15 protein-coding genes are annotated in these 17,994 nt (G+C 54.9%); 9 read left to right on the top strand and 6 right to left on the bottom strand.

The window, feature by feature from the left end; all coding sequences use genetic code 11:
• Positions 1–17 precede the first annotated feature (17 nt).
• Positions 18–1,739 (bottom strand): C4-dicarboxylic acid transporter DauA, encoded by a 1,722-nt coding sequence (dauA, locus tag MIH18_RS15070; RefSeq protein ID WP_249012773.1) that lies wholly within the window; start codon positions 1,737–1,739, stop codon positions 18–20.
• 111 nt (positions 1,740–1,850) lie between these two features.
• On the opposite strand from dauA, the gene MIH18_RS15065 reads away from it, so the two are divergent.
• Entirely contained in the window at positions 1,851–2,870 is a 1,020-nt protein-coding gene (locus MIH18_RS15065; protein ID WP_249012772.1) for a ChaN family lipoprotein, read from the top strand.
• A gap of 4 nt (positions 2,871–2,874) precedes the next feature.
• Here the strand turns inward: MIH18_RS15065 and MIH18_RS15060 are convergent, their stop codons facing one another.
• Positions 2,875–3,942, bottom strand: a complete 1,068-nt coding sequence (locus tag MIH18_RS15060) for a beta-N-acetylglucosaminidase domain-containing protein (protein WP_249012771.1) — start codon at positions 3,940–3,942, stop codon at positions 2,875–2,877.
• Positions 3,943–4,095: 153 nt separating this feature from the next.
• On the opposite strand from MIH18_RS15060, the gene MIH18_RS15055 reads away from it, so the two are divergent.
• The 4 genes from MIH18_RS15055 to MIH18_RS15040 all read left to right on the top strand — a co-directional run bounded on the left by MIH18_RS15055 (position 4,096) and on the right by MIH18_RS15040 (position 7,716).
• Positions 4,096–4,371, top strand: coding sequence for an acyltransferase family protein (locus MIH18_RS15055; protein WP_249012770.1), 276 nt, complete (start codon positions 4,096–4,098; stop codon positions 4,369–4,371).
• Positions 4,372–4,701: 330 nt separating this feature from the next.
• Positions 4,702–5,778 (top strand): TRAP transporter substrate-binding protein, encoded by a 1,077-nt coding sequence (locus tag MIH18_RS15050; protein WP_249006518.1) that lies wholly within the window; start codon positions 4,702–4,704, stop codon positions 5,776–5,778.
• A gap of 100 nt (positions 5,779–5,878) precedes the next feature.
• Entirely contained in the window at positions 5,879–6,424 is a 546-nt protein-coding gene (locus MIH18_RS15045) for a TRAP transporter small permease subunit (RefSeq protein ID WP_249012769.1), read from the top strand.
• Complete coding sequence (locus tag MIH18_RS15040) at positions 6,421–7,716, top strand: TRAP transporter large permease subunit (RefSeq protein ID WP_249012768.1); 1,296 nt, start codon at positions 6,421–6,423, stop codon at positions 7,714–7,716. Before MIH18_RS15045 ends, MIH18_RS15040 begins: the two co-directional genes overlap by 4 nt.
• Positions 7,717–7,781: 65 nt before the next feature.
• On the opposite strand, the gene MIH18_RS15035 is transcribed toward MIH18_RS15040, so the two are convergent.
• Both MIH18_RS15035 and MIH18_RS15030 read right to left on the bottom strand, forming a co-directional pair.
• Positions 7,782–8,255 carry a Dps family protein gene (locus MIH18_RS15035; protein ID WP_249006521.1) on the bottom strand — a complete coding sequence of 158 codons (474 nt, stop codon included), beginning with the start codon at positions 8,253–8,255 and terminating at the stop codon, positions 7,782–7,784.
• A 176-nt stretch (positions 8,256–8,431) separates the two neighbouring features.
• A complete protein-coding gene (locus MIH18_RS15030) occupies positions 8,432–9,874 on the bottom strand; it encodes a dihydrolipoyl dehydrogenase (RefSeq protein ID WP_249006522.1) in 1,443 nt (480 codons plus the stop codon).
• A gap of 120 nt (positions 9,875–9,994) precedes the next feature.
• On the opposite strand from MIH18_RS15030, the gene MIH18_RS15025 reads away from it, so the two are divergent.
• A complete protein-coding gene (locus tag MIH18_RS15025; protein WP_249006523.1) occupies positions 9,995–10,666 on the top strand; it encodes a LysE family transporter in 672 nt (223 codons plus the stop codon).
• On the opposite strand, the gene MIH18_RS15020 is transcribed toward MIH18_RS15025, so the two are convergent.
• Positions 10,611–11,741 (bottom strand): 3-deoxy-7-phosphoheptulonate synthase, encoded by a 1,131-nt coding sequence (locus MIH18_RS15020; protein ID WP_249012767.1) that lies wholly within the window; start codon positions 11,739–11,741, stop codon positions 10,611–10,613. The two genes, MIH18_RS15025 and MIH18_RS15020, sit on opposite strands and share 56 nt — an antisense overlap.
• A gap of 370 nt (positions 11,742–12,111) precedes the next feature.
• On the opposite strand from MIH18_RS15020, the gene MIH18_RS15015 reads away from it, so the two are divergent.
• Entirely contained in the window at positions 12,112–12,945 is an 834-nt protein-coding gene (locus tag MIH18_RS15015) for a secretin (RefSeq protein WP_249012766.1), read from the top strand.
• Positions 12,946–12,948: 3 nt separating this feature from the next.
• Here the strand turns inward: MIH18_RS15015 and MIH18_RS15010 are convergent, their stop codons facing one another.
• Positions 12,949–13,488, bottom strand: a complete 540-nt coding sequence (locus tag MIH18_RS15010) for a molecular chaperone DnaJ (RefSeq protein ID WP_249012765.1) — start codon at positions 13,486–13,488, stop codon at positions 12,949–12,951.
• A gap of 277 nt (positions 13,489–13,765) precedes the next feature.
• Here MIH18_RS15010 and MIH18_RS15005 point away from each other — a divergent pair, with 277 nt between their 5' ends.
• Both MIH18_RS15005 and MIH18_RS15000 read left to right on the top strand, forming a co-directional pair.
• A complete protein-coding gene (locus MIH18_RS15005) occupies positions 13,766–14,893 on the top strand; it encodes an efflux RND transporter periplasmic adaptor subunit (protein ID WP_249012764.1) in 1,128 nt (375 codons plus the stop codon).
• On the top strand, positions 14,893–17,994 hold the full coding sequence (locus MIH18_RS15000) for an efflux RND transporter permease subunit (protein WP_249006528.1): 3,102 nt from the start codon (positions 14,893–14,895) through the stop codon (positions 17,992–17,994). The genes MIH18_RS15005 and MIH18_RS15000 overlap by 1 nt, the downstream gene beginning before the upstream one ends.

The following is a 17,994-nucleotide window of genomic DNA, read 5'->3' as shown; positions in this document are numbered from 1 at the left end:
GGTGATGTTAACAGCGATCAGTGCTCGCTGGCTTGCACCAGGGCATCAGCCAGTGTGGGTGTAAAGCGGCTAACACCGTTTACAGGCGCCACCCCTGCACGAGCCAGAGCTCGCAGCGGCTGGTACTGCAAATCGGCAATAATGATACGGGTGCCATCGCGCTCGCAGGCGGCCAGGAGCTTATTCAATGCAGACAGTCCACCCGCGTCCAGCAAGGTCACACCGTCCATATACAGTATAAAACCACGGGCGTTTTTGGACAGTTCCGCCAGCTCGCCAAAGATGCGCTCGGCGGCGGCAAAGAACAGCGGCCCGTTGATCTTGAACACCTGCCAGCCGGGGGGCAAGTTAGCCTGCGTCACCCGCTGGTTGGTGGATATGTCGGTCACCCGTGTCATCTGCGCCATTTCACGCATGAACAACACCGCTGCCAGCAGTACGCCGGTGGTAATGGCAATCACCATATCCAGCGCCACCGTCAGGCTAAAGCAGGTCAGGAACACCAGAAGGTCACCGCGGGGCGCTGTTTTAAGCAAGTGCACGGCTTTTGGCGCTTCGCTCATATTCCACGCCACTATCAGCAGCAACGCCGCCATCGCCGGCATTGGCATGTAAGACAGCACCCCTGCCAGCGCTACCAGCGCCAGCACCACCACCAGCGAGTGCACAATCGCAGACACCGGCGATTCAGCGCCAGCGCGATAGTTGGCGGCCGAGCGGGCAAGTGCCGCGGTGGCTGTAATACCACCAAAGAAGGGTGCGATTATGTTGCCCAGACCCTGTCCGAGCAGTTCACTGTTGGCGCTGTGGCGCTTACCGGTCATGCCGTCCAGGACCACCGCACACAGTAAGGATTCAATCGCGCCCAGCATGGCAATGGCAAACGCTGCCGGAATCAGAGCCTGAATCAGGTTCCAGGACACCACCAATGGGCTGCCATCGGCACCGGCCTGCTGCCAGGGCAAGGTAAACTCGGGCAAAAATGGAGGAATGCCACTGCCACTGGTTCCATCGGGTAGTAAATAACTGAAACGCGAGCCGATGGTATCAATGGAGGCACCCTGGCTGTTTAGCCACAGCGCCAACAAACTACCAACAATTACGGCAGGTAAGTGCGGTGGTACCGGTGTTTTCAGCCGCGGCCACAGCAGCATGATAGCCAATGTGACCCCGGCCACCAGAGTACTCATGGCATCCAGCGAGGGTGCAGCTTGAACCAGAGCAGCCAGCTTTCCCCAGTAATGCTCGGGCATGGCCGTAATCGGCAAACCGAACAGGTCTTTCACCTGCAGAGTGGCGATAACCACCGCAATGCCTCCGGTAAATCCCAGGGTCACCGGCTCCGGTATGTACTCAATAAAGCGCCCCAGGCGCATGACCGCCATAACCAGCAGCAACATCCCGGACATCACCGTGGCTAGAAGCAAACCGCCTAACCCGTATTCTTGGGCAATGGGATAAAGAATCACTACAAAAGCGGCGGTAGGGCCGGAAATGCTGTAGCGGCTGCCGCCCGTGAGCGCAATCACCACACCGGCAATAATGGCCGTGTACAAACCGTATTGGGGAGCCACACCGCTGGCAATAGCCAGTGCCATGGCCAGCGGAATAGCAATAATTCCTACGGTAATACCGGCCATCACATCTTTTGCAAAACGCCGGGAACTGTAAGGCTCCTGCACGCAGGCTTCGCGGATCGCGTGGCCTGGGCGCAGGGAAAACAAATGGCTGCGGGACATAAACAACTTGCCTGTACGAAGGGCTTCGCCAAGCATTATACTCGCTATACAGCCAGAGCGTGTTCGGAAAACTTATTAGTAGTGTGCTTACCGCAACGGAACTTCGCGCTTATGTCCATAATCCTTTACAACATTCGTTACCTGACTGGCGCCTTAGTGTTGGCAATAACAGCCGGCTGCGCGACCTCCCCGGCCTCGCACAACACCTTGAAAGCACCTCAAAACCAGTATCAGGCGCATATAGTTGACCCGCAGTCTGACATCTTGAACACGTTAACCGTAGAGCAGCTGGCAAAGCGTTTAGCCAACGCCGATGTGGTGGTCGTTGGCGAATATCACGGCCATCACGCCAGTCATCTGTTTCAAGCCCAGCTGCAGCTGGCGCTGTTTCAGCAGCAACCTCAACAGATACTGAGCATGGAGCAATTTGAAACTAATCAGCAGGATGCGCTGAACCAGTATCTGGCGGGCAGCAGCGGCGAAAGCGAAATGATTGAAGACACTGGCGCCTGGGACAATTATCGCGCGTCTTACCGGCCGCTGGTCGAATTCGCCCTTAGCCATCAATTACCCGTGATTGCGGCCAATGCACCGGGCGATATCGTGCGTTGTGTGGGCCGCGAAGGGCCGCACATTATTGACGATTTATCTCAGGCACAGCGCCAAACCATTGCTCAACAACCGTTTTTGGACACCCCGGCCTACCGGCAACGCTTTGATGATGCCATTGGCGCGAGTCATAACGGCGGCGGCGATGCTATGAAGCAGCGCCTGGACAACAGCTACAAAGCACAATTATTGCGCGACAACACCATGGCCGAACGCATTTTGCAGGCTCGCCGGAATTACCCTGGCCATCAGATACTGCACGTAAACGGCAATTTCCACAGCGAACAGCGTCAGGGCACGGTAGCGCTGCTGCACAAGCGCGCGCCAGAGTTGGAAATTACGGTGGTAAGCCCGGTTTTCTGGCCCGAAGATGAAGCCATGCCGGAGCTGTCTGAACACCGTACCAAAGGTGATTTTCTGTATTTTCTGCAGCCCTTGCCAGACACCTACAAAAACGACGAGCGCAGCAACCGTGCCATGCGCGAACGCTTCAGCCAGGCAGAGCAACCGCCCTGCCCTTAAGAGACTACTGGGTCGCCACGACCTCGTTGGTAACCGCGTAGTCGCCGGCCAGCCAGTGCAGTATTTCGTCGGCCGCAGGGTGGTCAAAGCCGTCATAGGTATGCGCCAAAGCCTGCTTCCGTTCGGCGGACAGGCGCTCCAGACCGGCGTCTTGCAACACCAACAAGTCTGCTTGCAGGCAATCCGCTAACTCGGCCCCAAGAACTTCCTGCGCGGCGCGATAAAACGCCTTACCGTATTCGTAATTCGGCCCGAATTGATAACTCTGCGCCAGGGTAATGGCCGGAATGCAGGTCAACGTTGGCTGTAGCGCCGGATTAATGGCGTGGCCGGCGATGTACGCAGCGTTAGACGCCGGGCGGCCCGTAAATCCACGCAGGTGCAAGTGGCGAGACATACGATCGCCATCATTAACCGGGTAGTTGTCCCACAACAGCGGCTTTCGCCCCAGAAGATCACCCACTCTTTGCAAGTGGCCGGGTGAAATCTCCCGCGAACACACTTCCTCGCCGGTCCAGAATATCTGTATGGAGGGATCCAGCGCCTGCCCCAGAGTCTTTAGATAGTCCACCGGGCGAGGGCCAAACACCCTATCCAACACCGGGTCATCCGAGTAGTAGGTCGGGCACACACTGATACGCCGAACCGTGGAGTGTTCGGCAACCCAGTGCACAATGTCTGCCTGCGCCTGCGCCGTGTGCGGCCCGCTACGGTGCATGTCGTCAAACAGGATCGCCAGTTCATCCAGCCCCAGCTGATCAAAAAACGCCAGCTTGCGCGCCAGCGCCTGCCGGCCGGCTTCGTCAAAGTTGTCAAACAGTTCAAACGGGCTCAGGCCCACACCGAAACGCACCCCGGCGGTTTTACAGAAGTGGGCGAACGCGGCCATTTCTGCGGCAAACTGCGGCGGGTGCGGTTCCTGCCAGCGCCGTCTTAAAAACGCATCGGCCTTGGGCGCATAAAGATAAAAACCGTAACCGTGGGGCGCCAGCCTCTGCACCAGTTGCCGGCGCTGCTTCCAACTCCACAGTGGGCCATAAAAGCCCTCAATAATCCCCAGCTCTACTGCCATGACCAATCTCCCTGCGGCTGCCTGCGTTGAACCCGACGGTTGTTCTGAATGATGAACACATCGTATAGCGCGGACAAGGTAACCGTATAGCTGAGCCGTATTGCCGCAACGCAAAGCAGGCTACTGTGAGCCAAATCCGTGACGAGACAGCCCATGCCCAACTCCTCTTCCGGTTCCAGATTAGGCAGCCTGGACGCCCTGCGCGGCCTTGCAGCCTTGGGCGTGGTGCTGTTCCATTACCTGCCCTATTACCACGAAATGTATGCCCACGGCTTTGCGCTTTGGCCCTGGCTTAATCACGGTTTGTCATTTGGCCGATACGGTGTGCACCTGTTCTTCATACTCAGCGGATTTGTGATTTTCATGACCCTGGAGCGCAATGCCCATGATGGTTGGTTCGGTGGAAGCAGATTCCTGACGGCATGCTGATCTACCGCATTCATCGCTATGGCCGCCCCCCAGCCGCGGATGCCATTCTGCTCGCACCGGCTGGCTCAGTGTCTGCCTTGCTCTTGGCATCGTTCTGCTTTTCGCCTGCCTGATCCATTACAGCGTTGAAAAACCCGCCTTGCGACGGTTCAGGGCGTGGCGCACCCGCGCAAACAATGCTCGGGCCGTTACAGCACCTACGACCTATATCTAATGCTTTATATTTTTCGTTCCACCGATTAAAAATAACTGATAATGTGAGCTAGTTTTATCGCGTTTGTAACAGAACGCAGACTCAGCGAAAAACAATTATAAAAGGAAGCAAAAAAAATGATGATTCGTTCCATTTTTTCCGCGGCAATACTCGCGGTGGCAGCGACTTTCGCCTCTACACACGCACTGGCTCAGGAAACATTTACCCTGAAGCTGGCAGAAACTTGGGGCCCGAACTTTCCGATTTTTGGGGACACCACCAAAAACTTCGCCAAATCTGTCGAGGAAATGTCTAACGGTCGCCTGAAAATCCGCATCGATTCTGCTAACAAGCACAAGGCACCTCTGGGCGTGTTTGATATGGTCAAGGCCGGCCAATACGACATGGGCCACTCCGCTTCCTACTATTGGAAAGGTAAGGTTCCAGAGACCCTGTTCTTCACCAGCATGCCTTTCGGTATGAACGCCATTGAACAGTACGCCTGGTTTTATCACGGCGGCGGCATGGAGCTGATGCAGGAAGTGTATGCGCCACACAACATGCTATCGTTCCCCGGCGGCAACACTGGCGTTCAGATGGGCGGCTGGTTCCGCAAAGAAATCAAGTCGCTGGAAGACCTTCAGGGCCTGAAAATGCGCATTCCGGGCTTCGCCGGCGAAGTCTTTGCTGAAGTGGGCGTGAACCCGACTAACATTGCGCCAGGCGAGCTATACACGTCCTTGGAACGCAACACTATTGACGCGGTTGAGTGGGTGGGTCCGGCTCTGGATCTCCGCCTTGGCTTCCAGCAGATCGCGGACTATTACTACACCGGTTGGCACGAGCCTGCCACCGAGCTTCAGTTTCTGGTGAACAAGCAGGTATGGGAAAAGTTGCCTGCCGATTTGCAGGAAATCATGCGTGTTGCTATGCGCACAGCCTCCTACGACATGCTGGTACTCTCACAGCACGAAAATGCGAAAGCTTGGGCCAGCATCAAGAAAGACTTCCCGAACGTGCAGATCAAGCAGTTCCCCCAAGACATTTTCCAGGCTATGTACAATGCCAACAAAAAGCTTTTAAAAGAAGCTTCTGAAAGCAACGAACAAGCGGCCAGGATTATAAAATCCCAGGAAGACTATCTCGCACAAAGCCGCGCTTATACCGAAATTTCTGAGCAGGCATACCTGAACACAATGAGCACAGTAGAGTAAGATACAGGCGGTAATTGAGCCGGGTTCGTTCTGTGAGCGATCCCGGTTTTGTTGTTTTTAGCTATAGCAGAATCGCCAGCGCCCTGGCGGAGGATTGTGAATGCAGTGGATTATAAAGCTGGACGAGGGCCTTGCGCGCCTCTCTAATTTTTGCGGCTGGGTCGCCTGTGTCGCCATGATACTGATGGTGGGCAACGTTTTTTACGACGTTGCTGCCCGCTACGCGTTTAATCAGGTATCCATCGGTATGCAAGAAATGGAGTGGCACCTTTACTCCGTGGTTTTCCTGTTCGGCATTCCCTATGCGTTGCGCGCAGACGGCCACGTTCGGGTAGACGTGCTTTATACGAAATGGAGCAACAAAACCAAGGCATGGGTAAACCTGACAGGCGCTCTGCTATTTGTGGTGCCATTCGCCTATTTGATCGGCATTTATGGCTACGATTTTACTCTAAGCTCCTACAGCATGGGCGAAGGCAGCGGCGATCCTGGCGGCCTGCCTCACCGTTGGTTGATCAAATCCGCAATACCGGTTTCTGCGTTCTTTATCGGCATCGCCGGCCTTAATATGGCAACTTACGCCCTGCGGGTTATGTACGGCGACAAAGAGTACGAAGGTGAGCACAGCGGAGGGGGACTCGCATGATCGGCATGATAATGTTCGTCGTGGCCCTGGTGATGCTAATGGTGGGCTTCCCGGTCGCCTTCACGTTTGGCGGTGTGGCTTTGTTTTTTGGTGTGTTGTCGGAAGGTATGGACCTGTTCGCTTTCATGCCTTATCGCATCATGAGCGTTATGCAGAATACGGTTCTGATGGCCGTTCCGCTGTTTATCTTTATGGGTGTTATCCTGCAGCGCACGCGTTTGGCTGAACAGTTGCTAACCTCCATGGGCCGGCTATTTGGTGGTCTGCCCGGCGGCCTGGCTATTTCTACCATTCTGGTTGGCGCACTGCTTGCGGCCTCCACCGGTGTCGTAGGCGCAAGTGTGGTTGCCATGGGCCTGATATCGCTGCCCGTGATGCTTGCCCACCAGTACGACAAGCGACTGGCAACCGGCACCATTTGTGCGGCAGGTACGCTGGGCCAGATTGTTCCTCCGTCCATCATTCTGATTATTCTGGGCGACGTGCTTGGGCTTCCTGTTGGCGATCTGTTCCGGGCGGCCGTTGGGCCCGGTGTGGTTCTTATCGGGCTCTATATCGTTTATATACTGATCGTGACCCGCTTCAAACCCGAAACGGCTCCGGCCATGCCTGAAGACAAGAGCATTTCCCGTAAAAAGGAAGTCATGAATGCACTGCTGGCCATCATTCCGCCGCTGGCGCTGATTGTCATTGTGCTTGGTTCAATCTTTACCGGGATTGCGACGCCGACAGAATCCTCGGCCCTTGGTGGCGTGGGTGCCATTTTGCTGGCCCTTATCTATGGCCAGTTCTCATTTCAGATGGTTTGGAATGCCTCAAAAGATACAGTGAAAGTAACGGCCATGGTGTTCGCCATCCTGATCGGTGCGACGGCCTTTTCGATGGTGTTCAGCTACAGCGGTGGCGATTACCTGCTGGAAGAATGGATGTTGCAACTGCCGGGCGAGAAATGGGGCTTTATTATCCTCGCCATGCTGGTGATTATGGTGCTGGGCTTCTTCATCGATTTTGTCGAAATTTCCTTCATCATCGTGCCTATTCTGGCGCCCGTGGCCGAAGCCCTGGGCATCAACATGCTTTGGTTTGCCATTCTTATCGCTATGAACCTGCAAACCAGCTTTTTGACGCCGCCCTTCGGGTTCGCTTTGTTTTACCTTAAGGGGGTTGCACCGCCGGAGGTGCGAACGATTGATATCTACAAGGGGGTGCTGCCTTTCATCCTCTTGCAGGTGTTTGTGCTGGCGCTGATTGTGATCTTTCCAGGGTGGTTTGGCATGAGTTCCTCTTACTAACAAATGAAAGTAGCAGATAAAAAAATGGCGGCCATGTGGCCGCCATTTTTGGCATTAACCGGGACTTACTGGCCCAGGTAGCTGCGGTACATCCACAGGGTTTTTTCCTGCTCGGCAATGTAATCACTCATCAGCGACGCGGTGCCTTCATCGTCGGCGTCGTTGGCCAAACTCAGCAGTTCACGCTGCTTGCCGATCAATTTTACAAAGCTTTCTGCTATGTTCTGCACAGCGTCTTTGCCGTTAGACACGTCTTTACGCTCGGGGATATCAGACCGCTCCATATAGGTGCTATAAGCGTGGGCGGGGCGATGGCCCAGAGTCAAAACACGCTCGGCAATTTCGTCAACCTTCATCAACAACGCGTTGTACTGTTCTTCAAATTTAACGTGCAGCTCAAAGAAGTTATCGCCCTTGATGTTCCAGTGATATCCCCGCACGTTCATGTAAAAAATTTGATAGTTAGACAGCAAATCGTTTAGCGAATCAGCCAGCTTTTGCGTTTTCGCAGTATCCAAACCAAGAAAGTTTTTACTCATGTTCGTCTCCTTGACGTTCAATAACATTAACACCAGTGTGGCGCCGCGCGCGATAAAGCGGAAGTTTAACGAGTTGATCGCCGCGATAGGGTCAGACTTGGGCCCGCCTCAGGTTAATTTCAAGACCGTGTGGCACCCAAGCTCCATAACAAACGTTAATCTAGACCTGCCAAATGTCATACGCCCGGACCGCAGTCCATGCAGTTGCTGTCAGCAGCAGGGCCCATACTGAGTTTACGGCTCAGGTCCTGTAAGGCACTGCGCAGACCTTCTTCAATCACCGGGTGATAGAACGGCATTTCGAGCATTTCAGTCACCGTCATTCGGCGCTGAGCAGACCAGGCCAGCAGATGGGCAATGTGCTCGGCGGCAGGGCCAAACATTTCGGCGCCCATAAACAAACCGCTACCGTGTTCGCCGTACACCCTAAGCAGCCCGCGATTTTTACCAATCACCCGGCTGCGGCCCTGATTTTCGAAGCTGACTTCACCCACCGCGTAATGGCCGCGACAACGCTCATCCACCTGCTGGATCGTCAACCCCACCGAAGCGATCTGTGGGTCGGTAAACACCACCGCCAACGGCACTTTGCGCGAACCTGCCCGAACATCCGGGTAACGGCCGGCGTTGTCGCCAGCAATACGGCCTTCATCAGCGGCTTCGTGCAGCAAAGGTGCTTCGTTGTTAACATCGCCAGCAATGAATATATGGCTGTCACCACAGCGCAGAGTGTAACCGTTGAAGACCGGTATGCCCTGGTCATCCAGTTGCAGATCGGCGTTTTGTATGTCTAACCCGTCAATATTCGAGCGCCGACCGGTTGCTGCCAGCAGGTAGTCGAATTCCTCGGTCACGACCTTACTGTCGGCGTTTTTAAAGCTTATCGAAACACCTTCGGCACTGCGCGCAACCGCCGTAACATCGGCGTCGGGGTCCAGCGGGAACTCGCGATTAAAGGTTTTTAGCGCGTAGTCCCGCAACTGCGGATCTTGCAACGACCCCAGGCTTCCACCCACCCCAAACATGCGAATGCGCACGCCCAGCCGAGCCAGCGCCTGGCCCAGTTCCAGACCAATCACTCCGGGACCAAACACAGCCACCGAGGCCGGCAAATCATGCCAGTCGAACAGATCGTCATTTACCACCAGGCGATCTCCGGCTTCTTTCAAAAACCCGGGGATATTGGGGCGCGAGCCGGTCGCGATGACGATGCGCTCTGCCGTCACCTCGGTATGGTCGCCCACCATTAACCGGTGCGGCGATGCAAAACGCACATTGCCGTGCAACCGATCTTGCTCAGGATAGCTTTCTGCAGACTTCACCACCGATGCAACGAACCGATCCCGCTCCAATCGCACCCGCGCCATCACCGCCTTACCATCAACCGCAACTGCGGGGCAGGTAATTCCGAAAAGACCGGCGCTGCGGGCTGCGTGGGCCGCATCAGCGGCGGCGATCAACAGTTTGCTGGGCATACATCCTACCCGGGCGCAGGTTGTTCCGTATCGGTCACCTTCAATCAACAGCACACTATCGCTATGCTTACGTGCCCGTTGGTAGGCAACCATACCGGCAGTGCCGGCACCAATAATGGCCACCTTAACCTTTCGCTGTTTCATAACTGCCTCCTTATAAACGTCTCGTGAACACTCACTATAGCAGTCGATTGTGCTTGGCATATCAATGCTTTGTGTTTCACAATATTGGCCCTTTACAGACCCACAGAAGGAGCACGTGGCATGAACACGTTCTGGCCAGAATTTCTGATCGTCGTTCTAGTGCATTTTCTGGCGGTCGCCAGTCCCGGGCCCGACTTTGCGGTTATGCTACGCCAGGCACTGTGCCAAACCCGCGCAAACTCGCTATTAACAGCTGCAGGCATAGGCGCGGGAATTTTAGTGCATGTGGCTTATTCCCTATTGGGCATAGGGCTGCTTATTCAGCAATCGGTGCTGTTGTTCAGCCTTTTGAAAGTGATTGGTGCTCTGTATCTGACATGGATCGCGGTGCAGTGCCTGCGTGCCAAGGCCGGAGGAGTTTACGTGGAGGCTGCAAAAGCACCGCACCAAAGCCGCCTGGCGGCGCTGCGCCTGGGTTTCCTGACAAACGCTCTGAATCCCAAAGCCACGCTCTTTTTTGTCTCGTTGTTTTCGGTGATTATCAGCCCCGGCACACCGGTTTTTGTACAAGCCGGCTATGGTCTGTACATGGCTCTGGCCACTTTTTTATGGTTCAGCCTGGTGACTGTGTTCTTTAGCCAGCCGAGGGTACGCAAAGGTTTTAACCGTTTCGGTCATTGGCTGGACCGGCTAATGGGCGGTGTGCTGCTGCTTTTAGCCGGTCAGTTATTGCTGTCTACAGTGAGCGGATCAGAGCCTTTGTCTGCTCCCATCCCAGGCACGGATCGGTAATCGAGCAGCCGTATTGAAGGTCAGCGCCGTCGTTCTGGCGGCCCGGCTGTAAAAAGCTTTCCAGCATTAGCCCACAAATCTGGCGATTACCGGCGCGCCGTTGGGCGACAACATCGCGGGCTATCTCCTGCTGGCGCTCGTGTTGCTTGCAGGCGTTATCGTGGCTGCAGTCCACCATCACCGCCGGATTCAGGCCTGCCTGCTGCAGCGCATGGGTCGCGCGGGCGATGCTGTGGCTGTCGTAATTGGTGATACCGCGACCACCACGCAACACCAGATGGGTGTCAGCGTTGCCCTCTGTAGAAATCATGACCGGCGTGCCTCTGGCAGACAGCCCCGGATGATGGTGGCCGTGGGCCGCGGACTGCATGGCATTGGTGGCCACCGCGATGCCGCCGTCAGTGCCATTTTTAAAACCCACCGGCATTGGCAAGCCGCTGGCCATTTCGCGATGCAGCTGCGACTCCGTGGTGCGCGCACCAATAGCCGTCCAACTCACCAGGTCTCCCAGATAATCCATAGCAAACGGGCTCAGCGCTTCAGTGGCTAGCGGCAGGCCGGTGGCCGCCAGATTCAGCAACAATTGCCGCGAGCGTACCAAGCCCTGATTCAAATCGCCCTGCCCGCTACGTTCAGGATCGTATAACAAACCTTTCCAGCCAACTGTGGTGCGGGGTTTTTCCAAGTAGGCGCGCATCACAATCAACATACGGTCACTAACATCCGCCGCAAGCTGTTTCAGCCTTTGCGCGTACTCCAGAGCGGCCACTTCGTCGTGAATAGAACATGGCCCGATCACGACCAGCAGGCGGTCGTCGGCCCCGTTAAGGATATTACGAATCGCGTGGCGCTGGTGTTCAACCTGTGCCTCAAGCTTCGCCACTAGCGGAAAATACCCGCGCAACTGATCAGGCGTGGGCAAAGCCACCTCGCGGCGACGGGCTGGGGCAATTTTTACCGCTTGTTCTACGGCACTCCCTATTGCACTCCCTATTGCACTCCCTATTGCACTCTCCATAACGCTCTCTACAGCACTCTCTTCGGCATTCTCAACAACACTTACTGGCATATTCATGGCGATTTGTCCGTTTCCCTGTTCCAAAATCAAAAAACCCCGGCTGGGCTACCAGTCGGGGTTTTTGAGTCCGGTGGCAGCCTGGGTGATCTGCCGGGCTGCCTTCCTCGTTGTTCGATGATGAAGATCTAAGGGCGGCCCGGGGTCTGGCTAAAATAAAAGCCATAGTCGCGCCACCAAAATGAAACAGCCAATGCCGCCGCTGACGGTTCAATACCGAAAGCTTGCTGAACATTTAATTGGCAAATTGCTGGCTGAGTCTTCATGCTTTCTACTATAACCGGCCTGTTTTCAACTTGGCAACCGCTTATGCAAAGTTTTTATCTGGCGGTGTCAATGGCAGGCACCTGCCCAAACCGCGGAGTACTCCATGAATTGTCCCCGTATTTCCCGACTCACAGCGCCAAACGTAATGGTGCTGTTTATTACGTTTCTCCTGTTTTCGGTTTCAGCCAATGCCTTTGCGACAAGCCAAAGCCGGGCTTACAACCTGAACCAACGCCCGGCTGCGGATGTGGCCGCGCAAATTCGCGATCTTTACGAAGAAGTGAATGTCACCGTGGTCGGGCAGAAAATTGTAGCTCGCGGCGAGGCTCGCCTACTGGACGAAATCGGTCAGATTATTCAGCAACTGGATGTTGCTACGGCGCAGCTGCGCATCAGCGTGCAGTCTCGGGAGGACATCGGCGGTAAACGCAGCGGTGGCGGTGTCAACCTGACTCAAGATAACGCGTCAAGTAATCGCAACATCATTAACAGCAATACAGTCACGATAAGTGCGCAGAGCAAAACGATCAGATCATCCGGCAATCGCGAGCGCTCATTGATCGTGCAAGACGGGCAATCGGCTCAGGTCAGTGCCGGCCAAATTCGCAGTTTGCCATTCGCGGCCCGTGGCGGCCGAAATCCAGCCGTATTATTGCAACTGGTGGAAACCCGCAGCGGCTTTGTGGTGACTCCGCGGGTGATTTCACCGCAGAATATAGAGCTCAGTATTATGTCGTTTGAACAAGATGCCGCCGCCCTGCCGGGTTATGACACGGCAGCGCTAATGACTATTCGCCAGGTTCAACCCGGGCAATGGGTGTCTCTGGGTGGCGTTGACCGCAGCGAAAGCCGTGAAAAATCCGGCATCGTGTACCAAGTTAATAGCAGTGAAAATCGAAGCAGCGAGATTCGCGTGCGGGTTGACATTCTACCCTGAGGCTCAGATTTTGGCCCCACGCAGCAGGACACTCTTTGCCTCGTTAACTTTCGCTGCCAGGTAATCGTTGCCGCCGCGATCCGGATGAATTTTTTGCATCAGCCGGCGATGGGCCATCACGATGTCATCGCGGTGGCATCCCGGTTCCACGCCAAGAATCTCGCAGGCTTCACGTTCGCTGACTTGCCCGGCCACGTTAGCGCCCGTCCGCTGGCGCTCCTGACCGTCAGTGCTGTCCTGATTACGGCTGGCTTGGCCATTGCCAGCCTGACCATTACTAGCTTGACCATCAAAAGTACGCTGAATAAAGGGCAGGTATCGCAACAACGCAGGCAGCTTTCTCAACAACGGCAGCAAGGCGGCAACAGCGGCTGTCAAAACGTGAATGCGCCCAGTCAACACCATCAGTAGCAAAAGGCCGCCACCGCCGATAAGAATGGCTTTCCAGGTGGCCGCTTTTTTCTTTTCTGGCGACAAGGTCCCCCATTGCCGCAACACAACAAACAGCCCCGCGGCCAAGGCAATTCCCAAAATCCATTGCATGCGCTGATCCCCATGGTAACTTCGACCGTAATTCTGTCACCAACTGCCAGTACAAAGCCAGATACGCCATAATTTCAACAGAGCTTCCTCACAGTTTCAGCGTGGTTTCGGGGGATGCCTGGCAAACATCATCGGCTGCGAAGACTATCTATAAAAGCAGATGAACGTTTCAGTGACTTTTATAGGATGCTATGCTTCTTTGCTTAACCTAATTTCCCCGCCGCGGCCATGCCTGTGCGAATACGGGGCGTAATCTGAATTATCAAGGTCTGTCATCATGCGCACTGCTTTTCGCTTCATTATTGTTATCGTTCTTCTCGGCGTCGTTCTTGGCGGTATTTTTGGATACAAATTCTGGCAATTTGGCCAGATGCAGGAACAAATGTCACAACCGCAGCCGCCGGCGGAAATCTCGGTGGTGCAATCGCAGACTGAGCAGTGGACACCTGCCGTGAAAGCCGTCGGCAGCATTGTGGCGGTGAATGGCATTGATGTAGCCAACGAAGTGCCCGGAGTTATCCAACAGATCAACTTTGAATCTGGTGACCTTGTCAACAAGGGCGACGTGCTGATTCGCCTGGACGCCGCCATTGATGAAGCGGCTCTTCGCACCCGCAGCGCCGAGGCCCAACTTACCCGTCAGGAATTCAAACGCATAGCTGACCTGCTGCCGAAACGCGCTGTATCACAGTCGCAGTATGATCAAGCCAAGGCCAACTACGATGCCGCCAACGCGCGGGTTAACGAGGCCGAAGCCCAGCTCAGTCAAAAAGTGATTCGTGCGCCTTTTGACGGCACCGTGGGTATCCGCCTGGTGGATCAGGGCCAATACATTGCCACTGGTACACCGATTGTTGAAATCAACATGCTTGATCCTATTTACGTTGATTACACCCTGTCGGAAAAGAATTTGCCTGACGTAGCTGTAGATTATTCTGTCATGACTACGGTCGCTGCGGTGCCAAACACCGAATTCACCGGCACGGTCAGCGCCATCAATACGTCGGTGAACGCTGACACCCGCACCGTGCGTATTCGCGCTACCCTTGCCAACCGCAACCAACTATTGCGCCCGGGCATGTTTGCCACAGTGAGTACGCGTCAACCTGATGACATAACCGTAGTGACCGTGCCACGCACCGCGATTTCCTACAATACTTATGGCGATTTCGCCTTTGTCGTAGAAGACAATGACCAAGGCCAAAAAGTGGTCACACGTCGCAGTGTTCGCTCCGGCGATGCGCGTGACGATAGGGTTGCGGTTCTCGAAGGCCTCAAAGCGGGCGAAACGGTTGTCTCCAAAGGCCTGTTACGACTGCGCTCGGGCCAAGCCGTGAAGATTCAGGATGACAGCAGCAAAGCTGCAAGCAACATCAGTCAAGGTTCACAGGAGGCGTTTGAATAATGCGTTTCACCGACATATTCATTCAGCGCCCGGTGCTGGCAACCGTCGTAAGCCTGCTAATTTTGCTGCTGGGTGTTCGCGCGGCCATGGATCTGGAAATACGCCAGTACCCGCAACTGGAAAGCACCACGGTTACCATTTCCACCGCTTATCCGGGCGCCAGCTCAGATCTGATTAAAGGCTTTATTACCACGCCACTGCAACAGGCCATCGCTGAATCCAGCGGTATCGACTATCTGACTTCAACCAGCGCCCAGGGCTCTTCAACCATTGAAGCCCACATGGAGCTAAACTACGACGCTAACGCGGCCCTTGCTGAAATTCAGTCGAAAGTGGCAAGCCAACGGAACGTGCTGCCAACCGAGGCCCAAGACCCGGTCATCAGTTCCAGCACCGGCGATTCCACTGCATTGATGTATATCGCGTTTTACAGCGAAGGCGAGTTAAGCGTACCGCAAATTACCGACTATCTAACCCGGGTTGTGCAGCCCCAGTTACAAGCGATTAGCGGCGTAGGTAAGGCTCAGTTGCTCGGGCGTACATTTGCTGTGCGGGTATGGCTTGACCCGGAACGCCTCGCTGCTGTGGACATGACGCCGGTAGAAGTTGTTGACCAGTTGCGCGCGAATAACTACCAGGCCGCAGTCGGTACCACCAAAGGTACGTTTACTGAGATCGCGCTGACCAGTAACACCGACATTGCCGACCCTGAAGATTTCAAACAGCTCGTGGTAAAACAGAAAAACGGCACCCAGATCCGCTTGCAGGACATTGCACGGGTTGAACTGGGCGCACAATCTTACGACCAGCTAGTCATGTACAAAGGCATCCCGGCCACCTTCACCGCCATTGAGCTAGCTCCGGGCGCCAACCCGCTAACCGTGGCCAAGCTGGTAAAAGATGAACTGCCAGGTATTCGCAGCCAAATGCCCTCAGGCCTTGAGATTCGGGTGGCCTATGATGGCTCACAGTTTATTGAGGACTCCATCAGCGAAGTGATTAAAACCCTGGCCGAGGCACTGGTGATTGTCTTGATCGTCGTGTTTTTATGCCTGGGCTCTGTGCGCGCATCTATAGTTCCCTCTATTGCGGTTCCACTATCGTTGGTGGGCGGTGCGTTTGTGATGCTGCTGTTCGGCTTCTCGTTGAACCTGCTGACGCTTCTTTCAATGGTACTGGCGATCGGCCTGGTGGTGGATGACGCCATCATCATGGTGGAAAACATTCATCGGCACATTGAGAACGGCGAATCACGATACGATGCCGCCATCCATGGCGCCCGTGAAATGGCCGTGCCCATTATTGCCATGACAACAACCCTGGTTGCGGTGTATGCGCCCATCGGGTTTATGGGGGGCCTTGTGGGTTCACTGTTCACCGAGTTCGCCTTTACTCTGGCGGGCACCGTGGTAATTTCCGGGATTGTAGCCTTGACCCTGTCGCCCATGCTGTCAGGCAAAGTTCTTAAACCCCACGGCGATCCCGGCAAGTTCGAACGCATCGTAGAGCGCACCTTTCAGGGTATCGCCAATGGCTATTCCATAGCCCTTGTGTCGCTGATGAAAACCAAGTCGGTGGTGGTGTTTTTTGCCTTGGCAATATTGTGCTCAATCTACTTCATGGTCACCATGAGCCAAAATGAACTGGCGCCGACCGAAGATCAGGGCATTCTGTTCTACCAGGGTCTGGGCCCGCAAACGTCCACCCTTGATTATCTGCTTGAAAATGGCAAAGAAGTTCAGGAGCGGTTATCGACAGTCGACGGCTACTACGAAGACTTCATGGTTCTTGGCTTCACTGCGCCAAACGCGGTGTTTGGCGGACTAAAAATGAAGCCCTCGACAGAGCGCGACATAACCCAGTTTGAGATGCAGCCTAAAATGACCGCCGAACTGAGCAAAGTGACCGGTTTGCAAACGGCAGTATTCGCCCGTCCGTCCCTACCCGGTTCTGGCGGCGGCCTGCCATTTCAGTTTGTAGTGACCACCGGTGGCAGTTACGAGCAATTGAGCAGCGTTGCCGACGAACTGGTAGGCGCGGCTATGCAAAGTGGCAACTTCATGTTCCTGCGCAAGTCCATCAGCTTTGACAAGCCGGTTACCCGCATCGATGTGGATCGTGATCGGGCGTCAGACCTGGGCCTGTCAATGAAAGACATAGGCCAGCAGTTGAGCAGTATGCTCGGCGGCGGTTACGTTAACCGCTTCAGTATGGAAGGCCGCTCTTATCAGGTTATTCCCCAGGTGGATCAAAACTTCCGCACAGACGAACAAGCTCTGAAAGATTACTACATTCGTGCCGACAGCGGCGCACTGGTGCCCTTGTCCAGCGTGGTGTCTTTCAGCCGCGATGTAGAACCGTCGAACCGTACCCAGTTCAACCAACAAAATTCGCTGACTCTTGAAGGCGTGGTTTCGCCCGGTGTGGCCTCTGGCACCGCTATGGATTTCATGGAAAAGACGTCGGCGGACATTCTCCCCCAGAGCTTTGGTTTTGACTACAAGGGCGAAACCCGTCAGCAAGCGAAACAAGGAAGCGCTTTGATGGTGACCTTCTTCCTGTCGCTATTGGTGATTTACCTGGTGCTGGCGGCGCAGTTTGAAAGCTGGCGCGATCCGCTGATCATTCTGATATCCGTGCCCATGTCGGTAGCCGGAGCCATGGCGTTTATTGTGTTGGGCTTTGCTACCATGAACATCTACACTCAGGTAGGTCTGATTACCCTGATAGGCGTGGTGTCCAAGAACGGAATATTAATTGTGGAATTCGCCAACCAGCTGCAGAAAAGCAAAGGGTTGAACAAACTGGATGCAGTGGTGGAAGCCGCGTCTATTCGTTTGCGGCCTATTATCATGACGTCACTGGCGCTGATTTTCGCGATGGTACCGCTGCTGCTGGCATCCGGACCGGGCGCTCAAAGTCGCTTCGCGATCGGCCTCACTATTACGGCCGGGCTGGGCATTGGTACTCTGCTCACTGTGTTTGTACTGCCGGCGTTTTACGTGCTGCTGGCGCGGGACCACAACGCCGCCAGCAAAGACAAGCATGAGGATGACAATGGAGAAAATCACGATCACCCCAACCACTCTCCAGCCAGCTAA

Source organism: Marinobacter sp. M3C (assembly GCF_023311895.1).
GTDB lineage: Bacteria > Pseudomonadota > Gammaproteobacteria > Pseudomonadales > Oleiphilaceae > Marinobacter.
Note: the sequence above shows the minus strand (reverse complement) of the source record. Positions and strands in the feature narration are given on the sequence as shown.

Coding starts and splice junctions, on each gene's coding strand:
- MIH18_RS15030 (WP_249006522.1), bottom strand. CDS start 9,874: ATGAAACAGCGAAAGGTTAAGGTGGCCATTATTGGTGCCGGCACTGCC.
- MIH18_RS15025 (WP_249006523.1), top strand. CDS start 9,995: ATGAACACGTTCTGGCCAGAATTTCTGATCGTCGTTCTAGTGCATTTT.
- MIH18_RS15015 (WP_249012766.1), top strand. CDS start 12,112: ATGAATTGTCCCCGTATTTCCCGACTCACAGCGCCAAACGTAATGGTG.
- MIH18_RS15000 (WP_249006528.1), top strand. CDS start 14,893: ATGCGTTTCACCGACATATTCATTCAGCGCCCGGTGCTGGCAACCGTC.
- MIH18_RS15005 (WP_249012764.1), top strand. CDS start 13,766: ATGCGCACTGCTTTTCGCTTCATTATTGTTATCGTTCTTCTCGGCGTC.
- MIH18_RS15035 (WP_249006521.1), bottom strand. CDS start 8,255: ATGAGTAAAAACTTTCTTGGTTTGGATACTGCGAAAACGCAAAAGCTG.
- MIH18_RS15065 (WP_249012772.1), top strand. CDS start 1,851: ATGTCCATAATCCTTTACAACATTCGTTACCTGACTGGCGCCTTAGTG.
- MIH18_RS15040 (WP_249012768.1), top strand. CDS start 6,421: ATGATCGGCATGATAATGTTCGTCGTGGCCCTGGTGATGCTAATGGTG.
- MIH18_RS15060 (WP_249012771.1), bottom strand. CDS start 3,942: ATGGCAGTAGAGCTGGGGATTATTGAGGGCTTTTATGGCCCACTGTGG.
- MIH18_RS15050 (WP_249006518.1), top strand. CDS start 4,702: ATGATGATTCGTTCCATTTTTTCCGCGGCAATACTCGCGGTGGCAGCG.
- dauA (WP_249012773.1), bottom strand. CDS start 1,739: ATGTCCCGCAGCCATTTGTTTTCCCTGCGCCCAGGCCACGCGATCCGC.
- MIH18_RS15020 (WP_249012767.1), bottom strand. CDS start 11,741: ATGAATATGCCAGTAAGTGTTGTTGAGAATGCCGAAGAGAGTGCTGTA.
- MIH18_RS15045 (WP_249012769.1), top strand. CDS start 5,879: ATGCAGTGGATTATAAAGCTGGACGAGGGCCTTGCGCGCCTCTCTAAT.
- MIH18_RS15010 (WP_249012765.1), bottom strand. CDS start 13,488: ATGCAATGGATTTTGGGAATTGCCTTGGCCGCGGGGCTGTTTGTTGTG.
- MIH18_RS15055 (WP_249012770.1), top strand. CDS start 4,096: ATGCCCAACTCCTCTTCCGGTTCCAGATTAGGCAGCCTGGACGCCCTG.